This is a genomic window from Kribbella rubisoli, from assembly GCF_004217145.1.
GTDB classification, from domain to species: domain Bacteria; phylum Actinomycetota; class Actinomycetes; order Propionibacteriales; family Kribbellaceae; genus Kribbella; species Kribbella rubisoli.
Map to the genome: position 1 here is coordinate 657,796 of NZ_SHKR01000015.1, position 25,855 is coordinate 683,650.

17 protein-coding genes are annotated in these 25,855 nt (G+C 67.8%); 8 read left to right on the forward strand and 9 right to left on the reverse strand.

The window, feature by feature from the left end; translation table 11 throughout:
* On the forward strand, positions 1-2,112 hold the full coding sequence (locus EV645_RS32425; protein ID WP_242000790.1) for a GMC oxidoreductase: 2,112 nt from the start codon (positions 1-3) through the stop codon (positions 2,110-2,112).
* Between the two features lie 158 nt (positions 2,113-2,270).
* On the opposite strand, the gene EV645_RS43255 is transcribed toward EV645_RS32425, so the two are convergent.
* Positions 2,271-2,402, reverse strand: a complete 132-nt coding sequence (locus EV645_RS43255) for a beta/alpha barrel domain-containing protein (protein ID WP_277877123.1) — start codon at positions 2,400-2,402, stop codon at positions 2,271-2,273.
* A 394-nt stretch (positions 2,403-2,796) separates the two neighbouring features.
* On the opposite strand from EV645_RS43255, the gene EV645_RS32435 reads away from it, so the two are divergent.
* Together EV645_RS32435 and EV645_RS32440 are read left to right on the forward strand one after the other, a co-directional pair.
* On the forward strand, positions 2,797-4,845 hold the full coding sequence (locus EV645_RS32435; RefSeq protein ID WP_198681998.1) for a hydantoinase/oxoprolinase family protein: 2,049 nt from the start codon (positions 2,797-2,799) through the stop codon (positions 4,843-4,845).
* Entirely contained in the window at positions 4,842-6,521 is a 1,680-nt protein-coding gene (locus tag EV645_RS32440; RefSeq protein ID WP_242000791.1) for a hydantoinase B/oxoprolinase family protein, read from the forward strand. Before EV645_RS32435 ends, EV645_RS32440 begins: the two co-directional genes overlap by 4 nt.
* Positions 6,522-6,526: 5 nt before the next feature.
* On the opposite strand, the gene EV645_RS32445 is transcribed toward EV645_RS32440, so the two are convergent.
* From EV645_RS32445 to EV645_RS32475, 7 genes are read right to left on the reverse strand one after another with little or no spacing between them, the layout of a single operon-like run.
* Positions 6,527-8,056 carry a PucR family transcriptional regulator gene (locus EV645_RS32445; protein WP_130447845.1) on the reverse strand — a complete coding sequence of 510 codons (1,530 nt, stop codon included), beginning with the start codon at positions 8,054-8,056 and terminating at the stop codon, positions 6,527-6,529.
* Complete coding sequence (locus EV645_RS32450) at positions 8,053-9,156, reverse strand: DUF917 domain-containing protein (protein WP_130447846.1); 1,104 nt, start codon at positions 9,154-9,156, stop codon at positions 8,053-8,055. Before EV645_RS32450 ends, EV645_RS32445 begins: the two co-directional genes overlap by 4 nt.
* On the reverse strand, positions 9,153-10,454 hold the full coding sequence (locus tag EV645_RS32455) for a hydantoinase/oxoprolinase family protein (protein WP_130447847.1): 1,302 nt from the start codon (positions 10,452-10,454) through the stop codon (positions 9,153-9,155). The genes EV645_RS32450 and EV645_RS32455 overlap by 4 nt, the downstream gene beginning before the upstream one ends.
* Before the next feature lie 29 nt (positions 10,455-10,483).
* On the reverse strand, positions 10,484-11,494 hold the full coding sequence (locus tag EV645_RS32460; RefSeq protein ID WP_242000792.1) for an ABC transporter permease: 1,011 nt from the start codon (positions 11,492-11,494) through the stop codon (positions 10,484-10,486).
* Positions 11,491-12,996 (reverse strand): sugar ABC transporter ATP-binding protein, encoded by a 1,506-nt coding sequence (locus EV645_RS32465; RefSeq protein WP_130447848.1) that lies wholly within the window; start codon positions 12,994-12,996, stop codon positions 11,491-11,493. Before EV645_RS32465 ends, EV645_RS32460 begins: the two co-directional genes overlap by 4 nt.
* A 3-nt stretch (positions 12,997-12,999) precedes the next feature.
* Positions 13,000-14,019: a sugar ABC transporter substrate-binding protein gene (locus tag EV645_RS32470; protein ID WP_198681999.1), complete on the reverse strand. Its 1,020-nt coding sequence runs from the start codon at positions 14,017-14,019 to the stop codon at positions 13,000-13,002.
* Positions 14,016-14,378 carry an antibiotic biosynthesis monooxygenase family protein gene (locus EV645_RS32475; RefSeq protein ID WP_130447849.1) on the reverse strand — a complete coding sequence of 121 codons (363 nt, stop codon included), beginning with the start codon at positions 14,376-14,378 and terminating at the stop codon, positions 14,016-14,018. Before EV645_RS32475 ends, EV645_RS32470 begins: the two co-directional genes overlap by 4 nt.
* Before the next feature lie 345 nt (positions 14,379-14,723).
* On the opposite strand from EV645_RS32475, the gene EV645_RS32480 reads away from it, so the two are divergent.
* The 4 genes from EV645_RS32480 (at position 14,724) to EV645_RS32495 (ending at position 20,441) form a co-directional block, all read left to right on the forward strand.
* On the forward strand, positions 14,724-16,757 hold the full coding sequence (locus tag EV645_RS32480; RefSeq protein ID WP_130447850.1) for a hydantoinase/oxoprolinase family protein: 2,034 nt from the start codon (positions 14,724-14,726) through the stop codon (positions 16,755-16,757).
* Entirely contained in the window at positions 16,757-18,472 is a 1,716-nt protein-coding gene (locus tag EV645_RS32485; RefSeq protein WP_130447851.1) for a hydantoinase B/oxoprolinase family protein, read from the forward strand. The genes EV645_RS32480 and EV645_RS32485 overlap by 1 nt, the downstream gene beginning before the upstream one ends.
* On the forward strand, positions 18,469-19,659 hold the full coding sequence (locus EV645_RS32490; protein WP_130447852.1) for a metal-dependent hydrolase family protein: 1,191 nt from the start codon (positions 18,469-18,471) through the stop codon (positions 19,657-19,659). The genes EV645_RS32485 and EV645_RS32490 overlap by 4 nt, the downstream gene beginning before the upstream one ends.
* Positions 19,660-20,141: 482 nt before the next feature.
* On the forward strand, positions 20,142-20,441 hold the full coding sequence (locus tag EV645_RS32495) for a hypothetical protein (RefSeq protein ID WP_130447853.1): 300 nt from the start codon (positions 20,142-20,144) through the stop codon (positions 20,439-20,441).
* 587 nt (positions 20,442-21,028) lie between these two features.
* Here EV645_RS32495 and EV645_RS32500 read toward each other — a convergent pair.
* Positions 21,029-21,331 (reverse strand): hypothetical protein, encoded by a 303-nt coding sequence (locus EV645_RS32500; RefSeq protein ID WP_130447854.1) that lies wholly within the window; start codon positions 21,329-21,331, stop codon positions 21,029-21,031.
* A gap of 2,003 nt (positions 21,332-23,334) precedes the next feature.
* On the opposite strand from EV645_RS32500, the gene EV645_RS32505 reads away from it, so the two are divergent.
* Entirely contained in the window at positions 23,335-25,719 is a 2,385-nt protein-coding gene (locus EV645_RS32505; protein WP_130447855.1) for a S9 family peptidase, read from the forward strand.
* The last annotated feature ends 136 nt before the right edge of the window (positions 25,720-25,855 follow it).

Sequence of the window (25,855 nt, forward strand, 5' to 3'; positions counted from 1 at the left end):
GTGTCAGGTCGATTGTCCGAGACCAGCGCCGTCCAGCTTCGGGTGCTGCTCGACGCCATCGTTCCCAGCGACGAGTACCCCTCCGCCGCCGACGCCGGTGGTGAGGACTTCGTCCGTGCCGTGCTCGGCGAGCGGCCGGACTGGATCCTGCGTATCGACAGAGTGCTGCGGTTGGTCGATGACGAGGCACTCGCCTCGTACGGCGGTGTCTTCGGTGACATCGACCCCTCGGCGCGGACCGCGGTGCTCGATCGGCTGACAGACGACTCCGACTATGTCTGGCTGGCGCAGCTGATCTGGGGCGGCTACTTCGCCGACGACGGCAACGGGGGCAACCACCGCCAGGCGTCGTGGTCGATGCTCGGCTGGCGCACTGGACCGCCAGGCTGGCCACCACCGCACACGCCGGCTCCCCGCCGCCTCATCACACCGGATGCGGTGGAGGATCGCTATGACGTGGTCGTCATCGGATCTGGCGCGGGCGGCAGTACTGTCGCTTGCCACCTGGCCGAGGCCGGCCGATCCGTGCTCCTCGTCGAGGCCGGCGGCTGGCCGCAGACGCCGGACCTCTCCGGTGACCATCTACGGAGTCCTCGGATGAACTGGGGCCTGACCGCTCACAGCGGGCCGGCGGCAGACGGTCACCCGCGTGTATTCGACGACGGCACCGGCTCGGTCGTGCTGCGCCCCTCGGATCCGCAATGGAGCAACAACGCGTTCACCGTCGGCGGGGGCACTCGTGTGTACGGTGCGCAGGCCTGGCGCTTCGGCCCCCTCGACTTCGCGATGGCCTCGCACTACGGCGTTCCGAAGTCGAGTGCTCTGGCGGACTGGCCGTTCGGCTACGACGAACTGGAGCCGTACTACGAACAGGCCGAATGGGAGGTCGGTGTCAGCGGCGGCATTGACAACAGCCCTTACGCGGGCGTCCGCAGGCGACCACTGCCGATGCCGCCGCTGCCCACCGGCCCGGCACACGAGACACTCGTCGCCGGCGCCGCCGAGCTCGGCTGGGACACGGTGACCGTTCCTCTCCTGGTCAATTCGACGGCCTACCTCGGCCGGCCTGCCTGCCGGCAGTGCTCGATGTGCGTCGGTTTCGCGTGTCCGGTCGACGCGAAGAACGGCAGTCAGAACACGATGCTCGTGCGCGCGCTGGCGACCGGCCGCTGCCACCTGCTGACCGAGACGTGGGCCCGGCGTCTGGTCGTCGGCAGGGCGGGCCGGGTCGAGAGCGTGTCGCTCGTCGGAGAGCGTCACTGTCGGCAGTGGACGCGCGATGTCGCCGCGAGCGAGTTCGTGCTGGCCGCTGGAGCGATCGAGTCGGCCCGGCTGTTGCTGAACTCCGCGCACGACCGAGAGCCGTCCGGGCTCGGCAACACCACTGACCAGGTCGGGCGGTACCTGCAAGGGCACTCGTACGGCGGTGCCTTGGGCATCTTCGACGATCCCATCGAGGATCTGATCGGCCCCGGACCTTCGGTGGCGATAGCCGGATTTCGGCATGACAACGAGTTCGTCATCGGTGGCGGCATCCTCGCCAAGGAGTTCGTGCCCACGCCCGCGAACACGTTCCGCTATCTGTCGGGAGCCGGGCTGATCGGCCTGCACGGGCTTGCCGCCAAACACGGCATGCGCACGCTGGCTCCACGGATGATGCGTGTGATGGGTCCGATCCAGGAGGTCACCACGGCTTCGGCGCGGGTCCGCGTCGATCCAGCTGTCGGGGACAGGTTCGGTATCCCGGTGGTGCGGCTGAGTGGCGACCTGCATCCAGAGGACCATCGCGGCCAGGCATTCCTGTCCGATCGGTCCGCCGAGTGGCTGATGGCATCCGGAGCCACCACCGTGGTCCCGATGGCTGCACCCCGGCCGTCCGGGCCGAGCGGAGGCCAGCATCAGGCCGGTACGACTCGGATGGGTGACTCTCCGGCGGCCTCGGTCACCGATCCCTTCGGCCGGGTCTGGGGTCACTCCAACGTGCGCGTTGCCGACGGCGGGCTGCACGTCACCAACGGTGGCGTCAACCCGGTGCTCACCATCTTCGCCAACGCGTTGCGCGTCGCCGACCACATGATCACCGGCACAACTGTGCGCGGCCGGCCTCGCTGAGAACGCTCAGCAGGTCGCCGCCGGCCGCGCTGAATGCCTGGCCGTCGATCGCAAGGCGCGCCGAAGACGACGAGCGAGGCACTAGGGCAGGGCAGCTGATGGCTTGCTCGATGCTCAGGCCGCCGACGGCCCGTTCCGGTACCGAGACGGCGGCGTCGTCACCCCATCACGAGCATCCCGAACTCGGTGCCGAGCCGTTCGATGGTGGCGTCGTGAGCGCGGCCCATGACGATGACAGCGTCCGCGCCAGCATCGCCCATCATCTCCGCTTCGAGATAGGTGCCGTCCATGGTCTCCGGTCGGCGATCAGCAGATGGTCCGGGAATTCCTCGCGCAGCGCGCGTACTGCATGGAACCCTCGGCGAGCACGAGTGGGGTCCAGACCTCGATCTAATCGGCTTCGGCCTCCACCGCGATGGCTGCGGTGCGCAGGGCCTCGGCGTTGGAGGTGAGGTCGAGTTAGATGTGGACGAGAGGCCGGGTGAACCGCTGACGGGTCAGACGGTGGTTGCCGAGGCTATGCGCAACTCCATCCCCCGTGAAAGCGGTGGTGGCCGGGTCGGGTAGTGGGGCGATCGTGCGCGTGGCACTCGTTGGGGTGGTTTGGGTGGGCCGGGCGCACAGTGCGGTGGTGGTCGCGCGACCTACGGTTCGAGCACGTTCCGACGGGCTGGAGGAGTGTGTATGAGCGGGCGGTATCGAGTCGCGATGGACATCGGTGGAACATTCACGGATGTGGTCACGTACGACCGGCAGGACGGGGTGTTCGCGGCGTCCAAGGCGTCGACGACGCCGGGGAACCTCAGTGAGGGAGTGCTGGTCGGGGTCGACGCGGTGGTCGAGCGGCCGGCCGACATCGCCTTCCTGGTGCATGGCACGACGCAGGGCCTGAACGCGTTTCTCGAGCGTCGAGGAGTTCCGGTGCTGCTGCTCGGGACCGCCGGCGTCGAGGACAGCTATCACATCGCCCGCGGGCCGCGGACGCGCTTGTACGACCTGCACTACCGCAAGCCGGTTCCGCTGGTCCCGCGCCGCGACATCGTCGGCATCGGCGGGCGGATCGCCGCGGACGGTTCGGAGCTGACTCCGCTGGACGAGGAGGCGGTGCGCAAGGCGGCCCGGGGGGCGGCCGACAACGGGTACGGCGCGATCGCGGTCGCGTTCCTGTTCAGCTACAAGAACCCCGCACACGAGCTGCGCACTCGCGAGATCCTGCTCGATGAGCTGGGTGCGGATGTCACGGTGTCGCTGTCGCATGAAGCAGCCAAGGAGTGGCGCGAGTACGAGCGAACCTCGTCGGCGGTCGTCGACGCCTACACCGGCCCGATCGTACGGCGGTATCTGGTCGACCTTGAGCAGCGCCTGACCGATCGCGGCGTCGCCGTACCGCTGCATGTGATGCAGTCCTCGGGTGGCATCCTCACCGCGGATTCGGCGCGCCGCCGGCCGCTGCAGACGTTGCTTTCCGGCCCGGTCGGTGGAGCGATCGCGTGCGCGGAGCTGTCCGGCCACACCGGGCGTCCGAATCTCATCGGGATCGACATGGGCGGTACGTCGTTCGACGTGTCGCTGATCGTCGACGGCGAGCCGGACGTCTCTGCCGAGGCGCAGCTCGAAGGGCTGCCGATGCTGATGAGCGTCGTCAACATCCACACCGTCGGCGCCGGCGGTGGCTCGGTCGCCTGGGTCGAGGCGGGGGGTCTCAGGGTCGGGCCGCGTTCGGCCGGTGCGCGACCTGGACCGGCCTGTTACGGCCGGGGCGGCGACGAGCCGACGGTGACCGATGCCAACCTGGTCCTCGGCCGGATCGACCCGGACGGGTTCGCCGGCGGTCAGCTGACCCTCGACACCACGCTGGCCGCGGACGCCGTCGAAGGTCTCGCCGAGCAATTCGGGCTCACCACGACGGCGATGGCCGAAGGCATCTGCGATATCGCCAACGCCAAGATGGCGCAGGCGATCCGGACGATCACCGTTGCCCGAGGCATCGAACCGCGCGATTCGGCGCTGGTCGCCTTCGGCGGTGCGGGACCGATGCACGCGGCGTTCCTGGCCCGCGAGCTGGGTATCGCCGAGACTGTGGTGCCACGGTTCCCGGGCGCCTTCTCGGCCTGGGGCATGCTGCAGACGCAGATCCGGCAGGACTACACCGAGCCGTACTTCTTCCTGGACGAGGATCTGGACGGCGCGGACATGGCGGCCACCCTGGCTCGGATGGAGAAGACAGGGGTCGACTCGCTGTCCAGTGAGGGCGTCGCCGAGGACCAGCGTACGGCGAACCATTCCGTCGACGTCCGCTACGAGGCGCAGGAATACACGCTGACTGTCCCGCTGACCGACGCGGAAGAACCGTCCCGGCCGGGCTTCCTGACGACGCTGGCGGAACGGTTCGCCGCTCTGCACGAGGCCCGGTACGGACACGCCAACCTCGGCGCTCCGATCGAGCTGGTCACCTTGCGCACCGCCGCGATCGGCCAGGTGGCGCGCCCAGCTCCGCAGCCGTGGCCGGCCGCAACGTCCGCGGAGTTTCCGCATCAGCTCTGCACCGTGGTGTTCGACGGTGAGCCACACGAGTCGGTCGTCGTACGCCGTGACGACCTGTACGTCGGCCACACATTCGCCGGTCCCGCGATCGTCGTCGAGGACACCGCGACCACCGTCGTACCGCCGGACCACACCGTCGGCGTCGACGACATCGGCTCCCTGCTCATCCGGCGGAAGGACACCAAGTGACAACCACTCTGGACCGCGTCGACATCGACCCGGTGACGGTCGAGATCATCCGCAACGCGCTCACCTCCGCGGCCGACGACATGAACGCCACACTGATCCGCTCGGCGTACACCCCGATCATCTACGAATGCGGCGACTGCGTGGTCGCGTTGCTGGATGCCGATCACCAAGTGCTCGGTCAGTCGGCGGGCCTGCCGATCTTCCTTGGCAATCTGGAGACCTGCACGCTGGCCACCGAGGAGCGCTTCGGGCGTGAGGTCTGGCAACCCGGCGACGTCTGGATCCTCAACGACAGCTACCTGGGTGGCACCCATCTGAACGACGTGACGATCTTCGGCCCAGTGTTCGACGACGGCACGCTGATCGGCTTCACCGCGTCGCGGGCGCACTGGATCGACGTCGGCTCGAAGGATCCGGGTGGCTCGATGGACTCGGTGACGATCTTCCAGGAGGGGCTGCGGCTCGGTCCGCAGAAGCTGGTCGACGGTGGTGAGCCGGTGCACGGCGTCATCGACACGATCGGCACCAACGTCCGATTCCCGTATCCCACCACCGGCGACATGAACGCGATGATCGCCTGCATCACGATGGGGGAGAAGCGGCTGCAGGAGATCGTTCGCAGGTTCGGCCTCGATACGGTCGAGGCCGCGCGGGACGAGATCTTCCGGCAGACCGAGCTGCTCGAACGCGCGGTGATCGAGGCCATCCCCGACGGGGTGTACGACGCCGAGGGTGTGCTCGACAACGATGGCATCGATCTGAACACACCGATCCCGATCAGGCTCCGGATCACGGTGTCGGGGGACACGATCGACCTCGACGTGACCGAGTCGGCCGACCAGACTGTTGGACCGGTCAACTGCGGTGTCGCCCAGGCGGTGTCGGCATTGCGGGTGGGCTACAAGTTGCTGGTCAGTCCCGATCTGCCGGGCAACGGCGGTTCGTTCCGCTCGATGACGACCCAGGTGCGGGAAGGATCGGTGCTCGGGGCCCGTTCTCCGGCGGCCTGCCAGTGGTACTTCTCCCACCTAGGACTGCTGATCGACATGGTCGCCCGGGCGCTGGCACCGGCGTTGCCGGATAGTGTGGCCGGAGCGAGCCACGGCGACTCGATGATCATCCTGACGGCCGGAGTCGATCCTCGGGTCGGCCGCGAGTTCGTCAGCCTGGAGGCCACAGTCGGCGGCTGGGGTGCCTGGCAAGGATCGGACGGCGAGAGCGCGTTGATCAACAACGTCAACGGATCGCTGAAGGACATCCCGATCGAGGTCCACGAGACGCGGTACCCATGGCGAATCACGGAGTATCGGATCCGTGAGGACTCCGGCGGCGCCGGGCGATGGCGTGGTGGCAACGGGGTGATCCGTGAGTACGAGGCGCAGACGGATCTGTCGGTGTCGCTGTGGTTCGAGCGTTCGCGGCAGCCGGCCTGGGGACTGTTCGGCGGTGAGGATGCGGTCGGCCCCGAGGTCGTCGTCAACCCCGGTCGTCCGGATGAACGGCGTCTGCTGAAGGTGAACGGTCTCGACCTGAAGGCGGGTGACGTGGTCCGCTGCTCGACCGGTGGCGGCGGTGGGTACGGCGACCCGGTCGAGCGATCGGCCGACGACGTACGGGCCGACGTCAGCGACGGCAACATCAGTGCCGAGGCGGCGATGACCCGTTACGGAATCTAGAAGCTCTACTCGTCGGTGCCGGACTGCGTCCAGAGCGACGCCAGCGCGTAACACAGTACGTGCAGGGCCAGCCGCTGCTCGGGTTCGTCGTACGCGAGCCCGAGCTGCCGGGCCCGGGTCAGTCTTGCCAGCACAGTGTTCCGGTGTACGCCGAGGCGCTGGGAAGCCTGGCTCAGCGAGCCACCGCAGTCCAGCACGGCCAGCACGGTCTGCACGAGCGCCATCCGGTCGCGGGCGTCCATCAGCTCGGCGAGGCACAGGTCGGCGACCTGTGCGATCTCGGTGGTCGGCAACCAGGCCAGTGCAGCGGACGCGCCGACCTGGTCGAACCACTGCACGCCGGCCGGGCCCTGCTTGCGCGCAACATATGCCGCCAGACGCGCCTCGGCGACCGAACGCATCAGCCCGGCGACGCCAGGATGGGCCTGACCGACGCCGATCACCAGTCGATGCGCTGCGGCCGAGTCACGGAACGCCGTCACCGCCCTGCGTAGCGGTCCGACGTCGTCGGCATCCTCACTGCTGTGCCACGAGATCCAACTGTCGCCGTCGACAACCAAGGGCCAGTGCGTACGTCCACGCTGCCATGCCGCGCGGACCAAGTGGGTGACCTCCTCGGACGGCGCTCCGGACGGTCGCAGCGGCGTCAGCCACACCGCTCGGTTGACGCCGTCGATCTGCCAGCCCAGCTCGCTGCTCCAGGGTGGTGTCTCGATCTCGACCGGGCCTGCAGGGGCATCGGGTGGTGGTTCGGCGGCCAGCCGTCGCAGCAGTCCGAACGCCGCCTGCTCATGGGCGGAGTGAACGGTCGAGTCCAGCCTGGTCTGAGCCCACGCTGCCTGCAGAGAAGGACGTGCCAGCCTGAGCAGCGATTCGACCTGCTCGACGGCCATCGGGCCGTTCACTGGAACAGCCGCAACCAGCCGGGCCCACGGCTGCTCGTCCGGTCCTTGTACTTCGACCTCGACCCGCCGGGCATTCGTCTTGTCCTGCAATGCGGCGACCCGGCCGGCCACGGCGGTCTCGCCGATCACCAGGGCGACTGGTGCGTTCTGCAGCTCGCTGTTGAGGACACCGAGAACGCCGCGGACGTGAGTCTGCTCGGCGAGTCGTTCCGCACACAAGGCCTGCCCCAGCGCGCGGGCGGCCGCCGGCGCGCTGACCTGACCGGCCAGCTGTAGTGCGACATCGACCGGATCGGAGTCGATGGCCAGCAGCGTCATGTTCAGTCGCTCGGCCAGGGCGGCGCCGGCCGACCCGGCGACGGCGCCAGACACCACTACCGCCGAGACATTGCGCTCCCAGGCCAGATGCAGCGCGGCTGCCAACGACCAGCCACCGGCGGCGGCCGTGTCGTGCAGTACGACGAGAACGTGCGGAGCGCACCGCCGCAGCCGTTCGAACGTCTGCGCCAGCACGACCTGCTCGACCTGTCGCAACGGGTCGGCGAAGTGCAACCGGCTCGCTCTCGCCAGCGGCTGGATGCGGACGAGGCCGCCCAGAGTGATCGGTAACGTCGAGGGGCGTTGGCTCACGGTTCTCCTCGCAGTCGCCGGGGATGGTCGAGCGGGATGCCATGGAAGCTCAGGCCGACCATCGCCATGCCTTCGTCGGAGTACCAGACCGCGTCGCCCGGGGTCACCAGTACGTCGACCAGGTCGCCGCGTTCGAGGTTGTCGAGGGTCGCCAGCGTGCCACGGGTGGCATCGACCAGACACAGCAGGTCGGGAGCACCCGCGATCAGCTCGCCGTTGGCGAAGACGGCAACGATCTCGCTGCGGAGCTCGATACGCAGCTGTCGCCGCTGACCGTCGGTCTCGTCGATCACGACGCTGGACGGGTGTGCCGGGATGCTGCCGTCGCTGGGCCGGCTCAGCTGCTCGAGCTCGGAGATTCGTCCCCGGCCCAGCCTTCGGCAGCCGGTGATCGCGGCGAGCCGGCTGATCAGCAGATCCGGGTCGGTTTGTTGCAGCAGGACCCGGCCGACATTGGCGATCCGGGAGATCGTCCCGGGCAGGGCGCCGCGACGCAGCGCGCCGGCCGTGGTCGGGTACGAGGCCAGGGCTGCCCAGCCACCCAGGGTGTCGAGACTGGCCCGGAGCAGTCGGTCCGCACGAGCTCCTGTCCGCGCGTCCACCAGCACGCTGTCGCCTGTCGGTCCGAAGGCGACGAGCGGCGTCGGCGAGATTCCGGCCAGGTACATCGCGGTGTGATGGATGAGCGCGAACGCACGCCCCATGCCGTCGGCGTCCAGCAGTGGTACGCCGAGCTGGGCCGCGGCAGCCACCGGGACCAGAGCGCTGACCGTGGCTGCGGCGAGCGGATAGACGGCGCCGAAGCGGACGCCTTGCAACTGCTCGATCTGGCGGATCGCGGCCACGAACTCGTCACCGGCCGGAGGCAGGTCGGCCAGCGCCGACCCGGACCCGAGAACACACAACGACACGCACGGCGTCTCCGGGGCCATCGTCTCCACACGATGCAGCGCCACCGGTCCTTCGCGTTCGAGCAGCCCGGTCAACCACGACGTCAACGAGGACCGGCCGGCATCCCCGACAGCCGGCGCGTAGAACTTGGCGCCCTCGTACAACGCCGGCACGTCCGCCGCGCTGATCCAGGTGGCTGCACCACTCATGGCGTTTCCAGCAGGGGCTGCGTCAGGCCGATGTCCGGCGTACCGGCAACACGAACGCGGATGCGGACTGTTCCGGCTGGGCTGTACGGCACGGCGACAGTCGAGACCTCGGCGAAGAACGCCGTACCGGGCGCGGCGCCGTTGGCCGTGACGAAGGCGGTCGCGCGCTCCTCCGCGTCGCGGCGTACCGACCTGAGCTCGTCGGCGGACTCGATGAAGGCCACCTCGTCCAGCCAGGAAGTCGGGGAACTGACGGCCGCGCCGACGCAGGCCAGCAGCTCCGGCGCATGACGGGCCCGGACAACAGGCACGTCGGGCATCCGGCCGGGGACTCCGCTCGGGGTGACGTCCCGTTCCGGCGTCAGCACCGCGGTCGGTACGACGAGTTCGGTGCCGATGCCCGCGGACTCGGCCAGGCTCACCTGGGCCAGGCCGTGCCGGACCTCGCCGGCCACCTGTGCTCCGTCACGGGACAGCAGGACCCGGCAATCGGCCAGCCCTTCGAGATAGGCCGCACCGCAGACCTCCAGCGCGTCGGTCGCGCCGAAGGCAACCACTGGCATGGTCCGGATCCGCGACGCGGTGGTGTAGCCGCCGTCGCCGCGGGCCACTCGCAGCTGGAACTCACCGGGTAGCCGACTCAGCACCCGCTCGCACCGGTCGACCAGCTGCTCGGCGACGCCGGAGAGTGCGCAGTCGAGCACAACGGTTGCTTCCCGCGCGACGAGCCCGTGGCCGCCGTACTCGCTCGCGGCCGAGATCCGGGCCCCCGGCATCGCGGTCTGGATCGCGTCGGCGACTCCGCGCTCGTGGCCAGGCCGCGCTTGGGAGCCGGCGGCAACGATCGCCACATGCCGGATCGAGCCGGCGTCGAGCTCGGCGCAGACCTCGTCGAGTCGTCCGTGGTCCAGCGGACAGAGTTCGTTGCCGAGCAGGTCGTGGCCGCCGGCAACTGTGAACCGTCGCGCGACCCGGCGCTCGACCAGCGCGGCCGGAGACCGTGCCAGCGCGGGGTCCGTGGCGGGCCGCGGTACGACGCGGATCACCGCAACCCGGGGCAATGCGCTGTCTGCACGGGTGATGGCGTCGAGCAACATCGGAGCGAGGTCGACGGTCACCGCGAACGGCCCGTCCGGGAACTCACCGATGGCTGTCCGGACGGCGGAAGCGATCGTCCCGTCGAGGTCGGCCCGAGCCGGCTCGACCGGGAGAACGGCCGCGCCATGCACCACGACCGCGTACGAGCGCTCCGGGTGCAGGCTCACGCCGACGTGTGCGAACTCGCCAGTGCGAGACACGAGCACAGAGTACAGCCGCTGGTCGGGCGCTACCGGGACCGTCTGCGGAGCCAGCGATCCGTCGTGACGGCGAACAGGATCAGGCAGCCCTGCAGCACCTGCTGGTAGATGGTGTCCCAGCCGAGCAGGTTGAACCCGTTGCCGATCAGGGTCAGCAGGAACGCTCCGACCACGCCGCGCCAGATCGCGCCCTCGCCGCCGAGGATGCTGGTGCCGCCGATCACCGCCGCCGCGATCGCGGTCAGCTCCGCGCCGGTGGCCATCGTCGACTGGGCCGAGCCCGCGCGGGACGCGAGGATCAGCCCTGCCAGCGCCGAGCAGACGCCACTGATGACGTACGCCGCGACATGGATCGACCCGACCCGGATGCCGGACAGCTGGGCGGCCTCCAGGTTGCCGCCGACGGCGTACACCCGGCGACCGAACGTGGTCGTCGAGATCAGCAGACCGATCGCCACCACGACGATCACGAACATGACGGTGGCCGACGTCAGCCCGAACAGCGACGGCCAGGTCAGGGCGCCGAAGTTCTCGGTCTGGGAGCCGAGTGGATAGACGATCGCACCCGCGGTCACCACGACGGCCACGCCGCGGTAGATGATGCTGGTCGCCAGCGTCGCGATGAACGAGTTGATCCCGCTGCGGACGACGATCATCCCGGTCACGAATCCGAGCAACGCGCCGGCCACCACGGCCGCGCCGAAGCCGACGGGAACGTTGGTCACCCGCATGATCTCGACACCGACGATCGCCGACACCGCGAGCGTGGCGCTCGCGGTCAGGTCGAACACCCCGCTCAGGATGCACACCGTCGCGCCGGCAGCCAGCAGCCCGACCACCGTGCACTGGTCGAGCAGGTTGATCATGTTCGATCTGGTGAGGAAGGTGTCGGTGCTGAGCGACAACGCGATCACGATCGCGATCAGTGCGACCAGGATGCCGTAATCGCGGAACCGGACCGCCCGCCGCGACCCGGTGGACCCTGTGGCAGGGGGCAACTGGGCGGGCGGTTCGGCGGGGGTGGCTGCGTCGACGGTCACGTCGGCTCTCCTTCGTCTCCGAATGCGGCGGCGATGACGACCTCCTTGGCCGTCCCGCGCGGGAACTCGCCGACCGGGCGCCCGTGCCGGAGGACGAGGACCCGGTGGGAGAGGGCGAGCAGCTCCTCGATCTCCGACGAGACGCACACGACGGCCATGCCGTCCCGGGCCAGTTCGGTGATCAGGTGATGGATATGGCTCTTCGCGGCGATGTCCACCCCGCGGGTGGGCTCGTCGACGAGCAGGATGCGGGGCGAGCACAGCAGCCACTTGGCGAACAGCGCCTTCTGCTGATTGCCACCTGACAGCGTTTCGACCGGCGCGTCCTTGGCCGCCGCGCGGATGTCGACCAGGCGCGACACGGTGTCGACCGCGGTTCGCTCGGCGGAGCGTCGTACGACGGGACCGACGCGGCGACGGGGCAACGATGACAGCGCGACGTTCTCGCTGACAGAGCGTGCCATCACCAGGCCCTGTTCCTTGCGTGACTCCGGCACGAACGCGATGCCTGCGGCCATCGCCCGCCGCGGTGACAGCCGGGTGAGTGTGGCGCCGTCGACGTCGACAGTGCCCTCGGTGGCGTGGTCCGCGCCGAAGAGCAACCGCAGCGTCTCGGAGCGTCCACTGCCGACCAGACCGGCGAGGCCGAGGATCTCTCCGGCTCGTACCTCGAGATCGACGCCCTGCACCGGACCGCGCCGCAGACCGCGGGCTGAGAGCACCGTTGGAGCGTCGTCCGGGATCGGGTCCGGCGTGCTGTACAGCATGTCGATCTCGCGACCGACCATTTGCCGGACCAGGGTTCGCGGCGTCTGGGTGGCGGCGTCGTCGGTCGTGACCAGCGCCCCGTCGCGCAGCACGGTGATCCGGTCGGCGACCGCGAGGACCTCGTCGAGGAAGTGTGAGACGAGCAGGATCGTCGTACCGCTGTCGGCGAGGCGGCGGATGAGCGCGATCAGGTTGTCCTTCTCGTGCTCGCTGAGTACGGCGGTCGGCTCGTCCATCGCGAGCACGCGCGCGCCGCGGGCCAGGGACCGCAGGATCTCGACCTGCTGCTGTACGCCGGTCGGCAGCAGGTCGACCCGTGCGCGTGGGTCCACCTCGAAGCCGGTCAGCTCGATCAGTTCGTCGAACCGCTTCCGGTCGTGCCCGGCGCGGCGGACGCCGGCGGTCTGCGCCCAGCGACCCAGGAAGACGTTCTCGAGCACGGTCAGCGCCGGAACGAGCGCGCCCTCCTGGGAGATCAGGCTGACGCCCTGGGCGATCGCGTCCCGTGGCCGCGCGAACGTCACCTGCTCGCCGTCGAAGCTGAGCGTGCCGTGGTCGGCCCGGACCACTCCACCGAGGATCTTGAGCAGCGTGCTCTTCCCGGCGCCGTTCTCGCCGACCAGGCCGTGCACCTCGCCCGGCGCGATGTCGAGGTCGACATCGCGCAGGACGGTGACACCGCTGTAGCTCTTCCCGACGCCACGAACCGAGATGCTGGGCGCTGTTGTGCTCATGACTCAATCCGAGTAGTCGGCGGTGAGGCCTTTCAGCGTTTCCTTCGTGCCGAGGCACTCGAAGGTCGTCAGCGTGGTGCAGGCGACGGTCGAGGCGGGCACGTCCTTGCCTCTTGCCTTGGCGAGTCCCAGTTCCGCGGCCTTGGTCCCTTCGGACTTCTCCGGTACGTCGTACACGCCGTACCAGGTGCCGTCGTTGACGAACCCGAAGGCCTGCGTTGAGCCGCCGTTGCCGACGAACCCGATTTTCTTGCCCTTGGCAAGCGGTGTGGCGCCTTCGAGTGCCTGCGACGAGCCGATCACGACGTTGACGTCCGGGTGGGACTGCAACAGGTTCTGCATGGCGGCCCGGCCGGTGTCCGGGGTGTATCCGCCGACGAAGTTGGAGACGACGGTTGCACCGCCGGACTTGAGAGCGTTGACGGCCGCGTCGGTCCGCGCGGTGTCGAGTGGGTAGTTCGCAAAGCCCTGCAGATAGGCGACTTTGCAGGCGCCGCTCGCCACCGTCTTGCAGGCTTCCAGGCCGAGCTTGGCCAGGCCCACACCGTTGACCGTTGGTGGGTCGATGATGTTGATCGTGCCGGGGACCTGGGGTTCGGCGGTGTCGAACTTGCCGCCGACCGGGGTGAACTCGACCACGACGACAATGCCGGCGGCGATTGCCTGCTTGATCGGGTTGACCATCGCGACCCCGTCGTTGGCCTGCACGATCACGACGTCGTACCGCTTGGAGGTGACCGCGTCCTGCAGTTGGTTGACCTGGGTCGGGCCGTCGAAGTTGGAGTCCAGGAAGGTGGCCGTTGCGTTGTTCTTCTCGGCGTACGACTGGACGCCCGCCCAGGCCGCCTGGGCGAACGAGTTGGCTTTGGCGAAGCCGAAGAATCCGATCTTCAGCTGTTTGTCCGCGGCGACCGAGGTCGGGGTTCCGCCGGCGGTGCTGGTCGCGGGTTTGCTGCAGGCCGCGATGCTCATCGCGAGTGCGACGGTCACACCGACCGCCGCGAGTCGGGCAGCTCGTATCACGGGTGCTCCTCGGGCGTGATGGGGGCGGAACTCACAGGGGATTCAGCGGGGGATTGGTCTGGTACGAGCTCGAAGAGTGCGCCAACGATCGGCTCGCCCGATGTGGTGTCGAGTACGGCGGCGAGTTGCCGGGACAGGGCAACGCGCCAGGGATCCTCGACCCAGTGCTGGTAGTCCGCGGCCGTGTCCCAGTCAGCGATGACCAGGTGGGTGGCCGGGCCGCCGTCGACGGATCGCAGCAGCAACGCGTCCCGGCATCCAGGGAACCGCCGGGCGCGTGCCAGAATCCCGTGCTCGGTGTAGAGATCTTCGAGCGCGCCGGTGTCGGCGGCACGGAGAGTGAGCACACTGCGGATCATCTGGGCCTCCGGTGGGTCCGGGGTGGTCGAGTGGGCAAATGCTGTCGTCGGCCGCCGGTACGCCGATGTGCGCCGAGCACATCGGCCCGCGTGACCGCTGTGCACGCGGGCGTTTGCCGCCGGATCCGGGCAAGGGGACCGGTTGACACTGCGAATTCGGCTATGTCACGTTCGTGTCCTCCGCCGTGCCAACCGGCGAGGATCACCCGGCTGACCGTCGCCCGGAAGGGACACCGGGCGCTGTGCGTCAGCCGCCTCAACCGCCGTACCCGGATCTCCGCTGTGCCTGCGGCGATCCCGATGCGACGTGCCCGCGCCCCGCGGATGAGTCGAAAGGCCAAACCCATGACCAGCACCAGCCGTGTCGCCATCGACGTCGGCGGTACGTTCACCGATGTCGTCGAACTGCTGCCGGCCACCGGTGAGATCCGGTTCGACAAGGTGCCAACGACGCCGGCCCAGCCCACCGATGCCGTGCTGAACGCGTTCGGTACCACGCGGACCGCGCTGCCGGAGGTGGCGATGTTCACCCACGGTACGACGCTTGGCCTGAACGCCCTGCTGACTCGCACCGGTGCACGGACCGCCGTGATAGGCACAGCTGGCTTCCGGGACGTCTACCTGCTCGGCCGAACCGATCGCCGGACCAACTACGACATCACCTACCGCCCGCCGCCCGCGCTGCTGGAGCGCTACGACACCTTCGAAGTGCCCGAACGCAGCCTGTTCGACGGATCGGTCCATCGGCCGCTCGACGTCGACGCGGCGCGAGCGGTCGCCGCCACGATCGCAGAGCGCGGCTACGACTCGGTGGCGGTTGCCTTCCTGCACGCCTACGCCAACCCGGCGCACGAGCTGCGGATGCGGGGGATCCTGGCCGAGGTGGCTCCTGACGTCGCGGTGACGTTGTCGCACGAGCTGTCCCGCGAGTACCGCGAGTACGAACGGACCAGTACGGCGGTCCTTGACGCGTATGTGAAGCCGATCGTGCGGCGCTATCTCGAGCGGCTGGAAGGTGAACTGCGGGGCGGCGGGTTCGAGGGCCGGTTCCTGATGACTCGGTCCGGTGGCGGCGCGATGACCGCGAGCGTGGCCCGGGAACAGCCGGTCAGCCTGATCCTGTCCGGACCGGCCGGCGGGGTGATCGGTGCGAGCGCATTCAGCACGCTGATCGGCGAGCCGAACCTGATCACCATCGACATGGGCGGGACCAGCCTGGACGCGTCGCTGGTGATCGACGGCGAACCCGTGCTGCATCAGGGCGCCGAGTTCGAGCAGTTGCCGATCAACACGCCCTCGCTCTACATCCACACCATCGGCGCGGGTGGTGGCTCGATTGCCTGGCTCGATGATGCGGGGGTCCTGCAGGTAGGTCCGCAGAGCGCCGGTGCGGATCCCGGTCCGGCGTCGTACGGTCGCGGCGGGACTGCGCCGACGTTCACCGACGCGGCACTGATCGTCGGCTATCTCGGGGCGGCCACGCCGCTGGGCGGCCGGCTCGTGCTCGACGACGCGCTCGCCAGGGCGGCACTGAAACCGCTCGCCGGCCAGCTCGAGCTCAGCCCGGCCGCGCTGGCCCGCGGCATCATCCGCATCTCGACGGCGAAGATCACCGGCGCCGTACGGGCGATCACCGTCGAGGTCGGCCGGGATCCGAAGGACTTCGCGCTGCTGTCGTTCGGAGGGGGCGGCGGACTGGTGGCGGTCGATGTCGCGCGTGAATTGTCGATCCCGACGGTGATCGTGCCGCCGGGCCAGGGTGCGTTCTCGGCTTTCGGGATGTTGTTCGCCGATGTTCAGCACGACTTCGCGCAGACCTCGGTGATGCCACTCGCCGATCTGGACGAGACCCGGCTGGCCGCGGCGTACGACGCGATGGCCGAGGAGGCTGCGTCCGCCTTGGCCGCGGACGGGGTCGAGCCCGCGGCACAGGTGCTGGTTCGCAGCGTCGACGTCCGCTATTCGGGACAGGAACACAGTGTGACCGTGCCGGTGCCGGAGGACGGCCGGGTGGGTTCCGTCGAGCGAGCGTTCGCTGAGCTGCACGAGCGGCAGTACGGCCACACGATGACCGATCCGATCGAGATCACCACACTCCGGATGCGGGCCACCGGCATGGTCGCGAAACCGACGCTGCCCCGGCTGCCTCGCCGTACCTCCGGGGAACCGTTGCCGAACGCAACCAGATCCGTGTACGTGTCCGCGGAGCGTCCGCAGGAGTCGTACGCGCTGTACTCGCGCGAGGACCTGCTCGCCGGTGATGAGCTGGCCGGCCCGGCCGTCATCGCCGAGCACACCGCGACCACCGTGATCCACGCCGGCGACCTGCTCTGGGTCGGCGATCACGGCGAGCTGATCATCACTGTCGAAGGAGTCTGATGAACGACTCGATCACCATCGAGGTCATCCGGCACGGTCTGCTGGCCGCTGCCGAGGAGATGGCCCGCAACCTGTGCCGGACGGCGTACAACACTGTCGTCTACGAGATCCACGACTACGGCATCGGCATCCACGACGCGGCGGGCGACGTGGTGGCCGACGCTCCGGGCATCGCGGTGTTCACGCGCGGCAACGATCACGGCATCAAGGCGGCGAAAGAGTTTGTGGGTGTGGACGCGATGCTGCCCGGTGACGTGTTCCTGCTGAACTACCCGTACTGGTCGTCCGCGCACACGCTCGACCCGCTGGTCTTCGCGCCCATCCACGTCGGCGGTGAGCTGATCGGATTCGCCTCGTGTCGCGTGCACGTGCTCGACCTGAAGCAGAAGGACCCCGGGTACGTCCTCGACTCGACGGACATGTACCAGGAGGGCCTGTTCTTCCCGGCCACCAAGCTGTATCGCGAGGGTGAGGCCAACGAGGACATCTTCAACGTGATCCGCTTCAACAGCCGCCTGCCGGAACGGACGATCGGCGATCTGCAGGCCCAGGTGTCCGCGTGTGTGACCGGGGTACGTCGCACGCAGGCGATCGCGGCGAAGTATGGTGTACCGGCGCTGACCGGTGCGATGGATGCGATCAACGACCACGGCGAACGGCTGGCCCGGATCGCGCTGGCGAAGCTGACGAAGGGGACGTGGACCGCGTACGACTTCGTCGACTCCGACGGTGTGGACCTCGACCGGATGGTGAAGCTCAATGTCACCGTGACCGTCACCGATGAAGAGATGGTCATCGACTGGACCGGCACCGATCGCGATGTCCGTGGCCCGATCAATCTGCCGGTCGGCCAGACAGCGGCGTTCTGCAGTCTGGTGTTCAAGGCGGTCACCACGCCGGACACGCCAGTTGTCGCAGGCAACTTCCGGCCGCTGCGGATCGTCACCGAACCCGGCTCGGTGGTGCATGCCGTGCCGCCGATGCCGACCTTCACGCTCTGGACCGGGTTGCTCGGTGGCGAAGTGGTCTTGAAGGCGTTGGCGCAGGGGATGCCGGATCGGGTTCCGGCGTGCTCGGGTGGTGACGTCTGCTCGATGATGGGGCTCGGGATCAACCCGCGCAACGGCGAACAGTGGCTGGAGGCAACCAACGAGGCGGTCGGCTTCGGCGGGCACGCCGGTGATGACGGCGCGGACGGCATCATGCATCTGACCGAGCCTGGCTGCCGGAGCAACCCGGTCGAGGTGCTGGAGACGAAGTCCCCGATGTTCATCGAGTCCTACGGTTACCGGCCGGACACGGGCGGAGCCGGTCGGCACCGCGGGGGAGTAGGAGTCGGGCGTGCCTACCGATTCACCGCTCCGGCGACCGGGATCTGCCTTGTTTACAAGACGAAGACCAAGCCGTGGGCGATCGACGGCGGGCACGAAGGCGACAACAACCACATCATCCTCAACCCCGGTACCGATCGCGAAGTGGTGCAGGGCGGCAGCTACAACCGGCTCGAGGCCGGCGAGGTGCTGGTGAACAACACCGGCGGCGGAGGGGGCTACGGTGATCCGCTCAAGCGTGATCCCGGGCGGGTGGCGACCGACGTACGCAACGGGTTCGTGTCGGTGGGAGCGGCTGAGCGGGAGTACGGTGTCGTGGTCGACTCGTCGACGTTCGAGATCGACGAGGCCGCTACCGCCCGGCTGCGGAAGGATGCGGCATGAGCAATTCTCTGTCGATCATCAACGCCACCATCTTCGACGGCGTCTCGGACGAGCTGATCGAAGGATCGGTGCACGTCGTGGACGACCGGATTGCGGCCGTCGGAGGGACATCCGAACCAGCCGACCGGGTGCTCGATGCCCGTGGCCGCACGGTCCTTCCCGGCTTGATCGATGCCCACTGTCACGCCTACGGCATCGACTTGGACCTGCTGAAGCTGGAGTCCGCTCCGCTCAGTTACGTGGCGCTGGTTGCCGCCCGGCGGCTGGCCGGAGCGCTGGCGCGGGGGTTCACGACCGTGCGGGACCCGAGCGGGGGAGATGCTGGACTCGCGCGGGCGATCGCCGAGGGATTGTTGCCTTCGCCCCGGTATCTCTGGACCGGGCCGGCGCTCAGCCAAACCGGTGGCCACGGTGATGTACGGGCTGCAGACAGCGATCTCTGCGGTTGTTCGTCGCACTCGGTCGAGGTGGTCGACGGCGTCGATCCGCTCCGGCGAGCCGTCCGCGACCGGTTCCGCCGCGGCGCGCACGCGATCAAGATCATGGCGTCCGGTGGCGTCGTCTCGTTGACCGATCCGATCCGCATCCCGCAGTACTCCGCTGACGAGATCCGGGCCGTCACCGACGAGGCGACCCGCCGCGGGAGCTACGTCGTCGCGCACGCATATTCCGCGGAGGCGATCCGGCACGCGATCGACAACGGGGTCCGCAGCATTGAGCACGGGAACCTGCTCGACGCCGAGACCGCCGAGGCCATGGCCGCGGCCGGTGCGTTCCTCGTGCCGACGCTCGCGGCGTACGACGCAATGGACCGCCGGGGCGCCGAGCTCGGGATGGCGCCGGTGTCCCGGGAGAAGAACCGCGAGGTCCTGGAAGCCGGCCGCACCGCCGTCGAGCTTGCCCGTGCGGCCGGCGTCCGGGTCGGCTTCGGCACTGACCTGATGGGTGTTCTGGAGGACGAGCAACTCAACGGGCTGCGCCTGCAGATCGAAGTCGACGGCCCGGCAACTGCCCTCCGCTCCGCCACCTCTGTCAACGCTGACCTTCTCGGCCGCCCGGACCTCGGCCGGGTCCGTGAGGGCTGCGTCGCCGACCTCCTCATCCTCGACGGCAACCCGCTCCACGACCCGTCCCCGCTCTGGACCGCCGGCGACCGCACTGTCATCCAGGCGGGCGCAGTCCTCTAGTCGGAGCTGCCCAGGTAGGCCCTGCGGCCTAGCTGGTCTTCATCTCACCGAGGGTCATCGTCGCCGTATGCAACAACCTTCGCTGCGACGTGGACGACCTGCTTGTCAGGGGTTTTGACGTCGGCGTCCGTGAGGTTGTGCTACCCAGGGATCATTCGTCGACAATCAACTTGATGAGCTCTGCGTGTTCCTGCGTCTCGAGCTGGCGGCTCGCTACGTAGAGCGCAGGTGCCTACAGCGGACGCGTGGCGGGACTCGAAACCTGCGACGGCCCACCACCCCCCAACAGCACGCCGTTGTCCTGCGCACCACCGAATGCCTGGGCTGTCACCTCCGACGGCTTGGTGCCGGGACTTGACGCCGAACACGCCCAAACTGCCCTTGAGACGGCCCCAGGTCCGGTCGCCGCCCTCATCGACTATGGAGGGCAGCGAGGTGCCCCCGCCCGAGACCGCGGCGCTGGGCTGCAGCCGTTCGCGCTTGTGCCCAGGCTCGACGTCATCGCGCTCCTCGGGCTCCGCCCCGAGACACCGGCACTACGGCACGTCCTGATCGACGACAACGGCCCGGCGCTCGTCGGCCGGCAATGGCGCGGCTTCCTAGTCCACGACGGCAGCTACAGTCCACTCGAACCCGCCATCCATGGAGCCCACCTGCTCCTCCGCCCCGACCTCTACGACATCCTCGAAAACGTCGTCGGCAAGGACCGACTCAGTCTCGGCTTGACCGTCAGCCACGTCGAGCAGGAGTCATCACCCGACGAGCTAGAAGCAGAGGACTAGAGCCACTCTTTGCTCACGTCTCCTCTCCTCGTCGCCACGCCGACGCAACGTCTTGGAGAGCGAGGACGCGGCCCACCTCGGCACGCCGATAACTTCACTGCTCGGATGGCCATACCCTGCCGCGGTGAACTACGAGTGGATCATTGAGCGCCTCGCCCATCTCGCGGAGGAGTTCAGCGCCTGGTTCAACCGCGGGTCGCAGCCAGCTCGTAAGCTCCAGGACCCGCTAACTCCATCGAAACCCGGACTTCTAATCCCTTGGTCGCCGGCGTCCAGATCAACTTGTCGCACGTCCGAGCACCGATGTGCTTGAAGAGAAGCTCCACCCTGTGCGGCATACCGTCGACCTCTCCCCACCCGCAGCTCATATGGCCGCGGCTTCACGGCCTCGATGTGGGCAGCATCATAGCTATCGATCGGAACCCCGCTCGGTGTCATTCTTTGGCAGCGTAGGAGCCCCTCAACGTCCCGCAGCACCACCTCTGCTGGCTGCAGCGCCACCCACCCGTGGAGCCTTGTCAAGGCGTCGCCACGCAGCCTGGAACCGTATGGCTAGCGCGATACTGAAAGCATCGGGAGTCCCGCAGTCAGGCACCGTGTGAGAGGGATGCGCCGTTCAGTGTGCCTTCGACCGCCCTCTTGTATTCGGGCCATCCTCCGTCCAGATCGCCAGCCCATTCCCACTCGTAGCGTTTGGCTCCAAATTCGGTCTGCTCGGGCGGTCTGCCGAGAGCCTCCATGAGCTGCAGGTACCTCACGCTGGCGGTCGCGAGGCGAGATCTTTGTCGGTAGCCGTCGGCCTTCGGAAAGTCGGTGATCCTCAGGTTCTCCTCGTATGGCTCGCCTCCTAATGCGACGTAGACGGCATCGATGAGCTCGTGTGTCGGCATCGAGAACAGGCGGACCCGTTGCGAGCTCGGGGGTGCCTTCTCTCCGATGGCGGTGGAGAGTCCGGCGAGATCTCCGCCGAACCAGTGCGTGGCGGCTGTGGCAGCGAAGCGTGCGAACTGTTTGAAGGTCGGAGGCTTCCCCTTGACTGCGATGGTCCGATGGATCTCTAGGAAGATTCGGGAGAGTTCGCTAGTCCAGCGCTGTTGGAGATATTCGTCCAGGTAGCGTCCAGCCCAGCCTCTGCGGTGACGCGTGATGATGTCGCGAAGTATCTCGAAGCCGTCGCGGCGCTCTCCTCCTCCGCTGAACCGGATCCTGCATCCGCATAGTCTGTCAGGAAATCCGCGTCCGGCGGCCGTCCGGGAGTGTGCGGATCGTCGTCTTCCGGGCCGACGGTGAGGCTGCGGTGCACAGGAACTCCGGGTCTCCCGAACGGCCGCAACCGCGAGGTCTCACGGGCGTGCAGGGAGACCTGCTGGCAGGCACCGCGCCCTCGACGTCGTCGCCAACACAAGCCAGGAAGCCGGCTCCATAGTTGCCCTAAGCAATAACCTGTTCCGTCACAGCTCCGTGAGACGTCGGCAGACCTCGGCAACTTTCGAGCGTTGTCGAGAAAGGAAGCTGCAGGTCACAGGTCAATTTCGCCTGTCGGCGTCAGTTGGAGACATCGGGAGAACAGATCTACACCGTCTTCGAGGCACCTCCGAAGTCCAACGCCTGGTAATAGCCCGAGCCATCTCCGACATGCGAATCAGGTAAGTGAGAAGCCCACCCACCCACGGGCCTATCGCCCGGGGCATCCTTTCCGGCTCGCCGAGCCAGCCGGCTCCGCCGGCGACCTGCAGCTGCCGCGGCGTTGCGCTCGCTACGCTCGCGTGCGACTGCCCCGTGGTTACGCCGACCGGAACGGTCGAACAAGAACGCCCCGGGCCGGGACGGCGACCCGACTGCGAAGACTGAACGCGTGGTGGGTACGACTCGGCGGCGGCCGCTCGCGCGACCGCAGCTCGGCGAGGTAAATCCTCGATGTCGACCGGACTCCAGGACCAGGGGGTAGCCCCCGCTGACCAACTGGAACCGCTCGGCCACTCTCGTCCGGGTCTCGATCGTGTCCACCGCCAGCCGACGAGCGAGCATCTGCGGGCGCCAGCCGTCGACCATCGCCTCAAAGACGCGGTCATCGGCCCGGAACAGCGTGACGTCAGGGCCGGGCAACAGCCGCGGGACGAGGCCGACACACCTTTCGTATGAACACGCTGCACTCGCATTGCGACCTGGCTGCCCGGCCGCCCTTGTCGCGGCGGAGGAGTATCGATGACCGGCGGGTGCGCGGCTTCCTCGCCGACCCCGAGTTCGCAGGCAAGGCCGCGCACCCGATCCGGGCCTCCGCAGCTACCTCGCGGGTCCTGGTTCGGGCGTTGACGGCCGCGCGTGCGCGATCGAGGTCGACGTACCGATCGCATTCCTGCCGGGGTGGCTGGCCGCCCTCATCTGACGCGGCGAACGATGTCGTACCGCTGGGCACCCGGAGGGGCCAGACGAGAGAATGACGGGTCACTGATCGCCTCGGCTACGGCGAGCGCCGTCGGGATCGGTTGCCACGCCTGGCGACTCCAGGTGGGCGTAGTACTTCTCCAGAGTCGGTCGAAGCTCTCCCGGGTGTAGTACTCGAGTTCGATGCGGCGTGGCTGATGGTCTTTGTGTCTTCCAGCAGACGTTTCCTCCCCACGGACGATGGTCGTCCCCCAGGTGCAGTGGCTCCGTCGCGGCGCTCGGGTGGAGTCGCCCCACTGCGGAAGTCGTGGTCCTGGAAGCCGGGGGCCGAGGATGCCGACGCGTCGGGGGAGGGCGGCGATCATCGCTGGGAGTCGTCCTCGAAAGCGTCCACCACCAGCCGAGCGGCTAGGGCTGCGGTCACCCGGTGGGTCGAGGTCGTCGGTTCGGATTGAGGCGGGGGCAGCCCCCTGGCCCGAAAAGGCGGAGCCAGAATCCATTGTCTCTAGTGCAATATCACATTACAGTGGCACGATCTAAGCCGCGCGGTGTGCAGCAATGGCGATCGCAAGGTCGACTTCACGCCGCACGACGTGTCCAACGGAGGCCATGGCCAAGACCGCCTGAGTTGCACCAGGAGGACGTCATCTACAGCGTCGAGGACTACGCCCGGGCGGAATCGTTCCTTCCTTGGCAGATGGAGACTCGGGTACCTGGAGAGGTCACCGAGATCGCATGGATGCCGGGCTCAGCCCGGTATCGGTTCAAGCTGAGTACGCAGGAGGGCTGGCGTTACCGCATCGCCGTTGCGTCGGCCAGCACCGAACACCGGGATGCGTTCGACCATGAAGGCCTGGCTGCTGCGCTGGTCGAAGCAACCGGCGAAAAGGTTGATCCCAGTCGCCTCAAACCGACGCGGATCGACTACCGGGGAGCCGATGATCTTGAGTTCGATTTCAACGATGCCCGGTGGCGCTGGGACGGCAGCGACCTGCGGCAGTTCAATGAGGAAGATCAATTCGGGGTACGTTCCCCGGACGGCACCAAGATCGCCTTCAATCGTGACCACGACTTGTGGGTCCGCGAGGTGGCGACAGGCATCGAGCGCCGTCTGACCCGCGGCGGCAAGGAGGCATCGTTCTACGGCGCAGTTCTGCCGTCGCCGCTGCGTGCCGCCGGCCTGCCCGGAGCCGGGCAGCCGTGGAAGGACACCAAAGTCCTTTGGTCGCCGGATAGCAGCCGGCTACTGACCCATCGGGTCGACACCGCGGGTGCCGGGACCATCACCATGAGCCTGTCGACGCCGCGATCTGGCAGCATTCGACCAGAAGCGGTGGAGTACTTCTATCCGTTGCCGGGCGATGATCCGCTGCCGACGGCGACTTTGGTCATCATCGACCTCGCATCTGGCGACATCACTCCGGTTGATATCGCACCGCTGGAGCTCTACTACTACGGCAGCCCGATCCCCGGTCCTGACAGCAGTTCGCGCAGTATGTGGTGGCGGCAGGACGGGTCGTCGCTTTACCTGTTGCGCCTGTTCCGCGGCGATCGGCATGCGACCCTGTATGAGATCGGTGCCGACGGTTCAAGTCGTGTCATCGTGGACGAGGAGGCGGAGACGCCGGTCGACTCCAACCTGTCGACGTCGGGTCCGGTGAACCACCGGACCATTGACGATCAGGACCTGACGCTCTGGTACTCGCAGCGTGACGGCTGGGGCCATCTGTACACATACCGCACCTCAACCGGGACGCTGCTTGATCAACTGACCTCGGGCGAGTGGGCGGTCGCGGATGTACTGCATGTCGGCGAGGGATACGCCTACTTCACTGCAGTGGGCAAGGACGTGAGTGAGGATCCGTACCTCCGGCGGTTGTATCGGGTACGGCTGGACGGGTCGTCAGCTGGACCGGAGTTGCTGACCCCGCAGGATGGCAGCCACGAGGTCAGCTTCGCGCCGGACGGTGGCTACTTCATCAGTACGTGGTCGAAGGTCGACAGGGCTCCGGTGGCAGAGCTGGTCCGTTCCTCGGGGGAGAGCGTCGGCGTCATCGCTGAAGTGGACCTTTCTGCGCTGACCGAGTCCGGTTGGCAGTTCCCGGAACGCTTCTCGGCTCCTTCCCGGGACGGCAGGACCCGGGTGTACGGCGTGATCGTCCGACCGACCAACTTCGACCCGGACAAGAGTTATCCGGTGATCGATTCGGTCTACGGCGGGCCGCAGATGAACCAGGCTCCGGTTGGGCTGACCGAAGCGGCGCGGATCTGGACAGCACAGGCGATCGCTGAACTCGGGTTTGTCGTCGTGCTGATCGACGGTTTGGGCATGCCGTACCGGTCGAAGGAATTCCGTGACGTCTCCTATCGCAACCTCGGCGATGCCGGCCTGCCGGATCACATCAGCGCGATGCGGGACCTGAAGGTCCGGTACCCGAATCTTGATCTCGATCGGGTCGGAATCTTCGGGCACTCGGCTGGTGGGTACGCCTCGACGCACGCGATCCTGGCACATCCGGAGTTCTACAAAGTCTGTGTGTCGGGTGCCGGCAACCATGATCACCGGACCGACAAGGCCTGGTGGATCGAGCGCTACCAGGGCTGGCCTGTCGGCGATCACTACATCGAGCAGGCCAACCGGACGCTCGCCGGCAGGCTGCAGGGCAAGTTGCTGTTGATTCACGGTGAGGCCGATGAGAACGTGCCGGTCGCCTCGACGCTGTCGCTGGCCGACGCGTTGATAGCCGCGGACAAGGACTTCGACCTGCTGATCCTGCCGAACCGGTCTCACGCCTGCGGTTCGGAGCCGTACGTGATCAGGCGCCGGTGGGACTACTTTGTCCGGCACCTGGCCGGGCACGAGCCACCAAGCTACAGCATCCGTAAGTCCTGAGAGAGAAGCCAGCGGCGCTGGGTGACCGGTCCAGTTCGCAAGCCGAGTAATTCAGCTGCCGCTAACGACTCACCGCTGTTCGGCAGTGAAGGCAGACAGCGATGCCCTATGGGAGTTGCCTAAGTGGTTAAATACT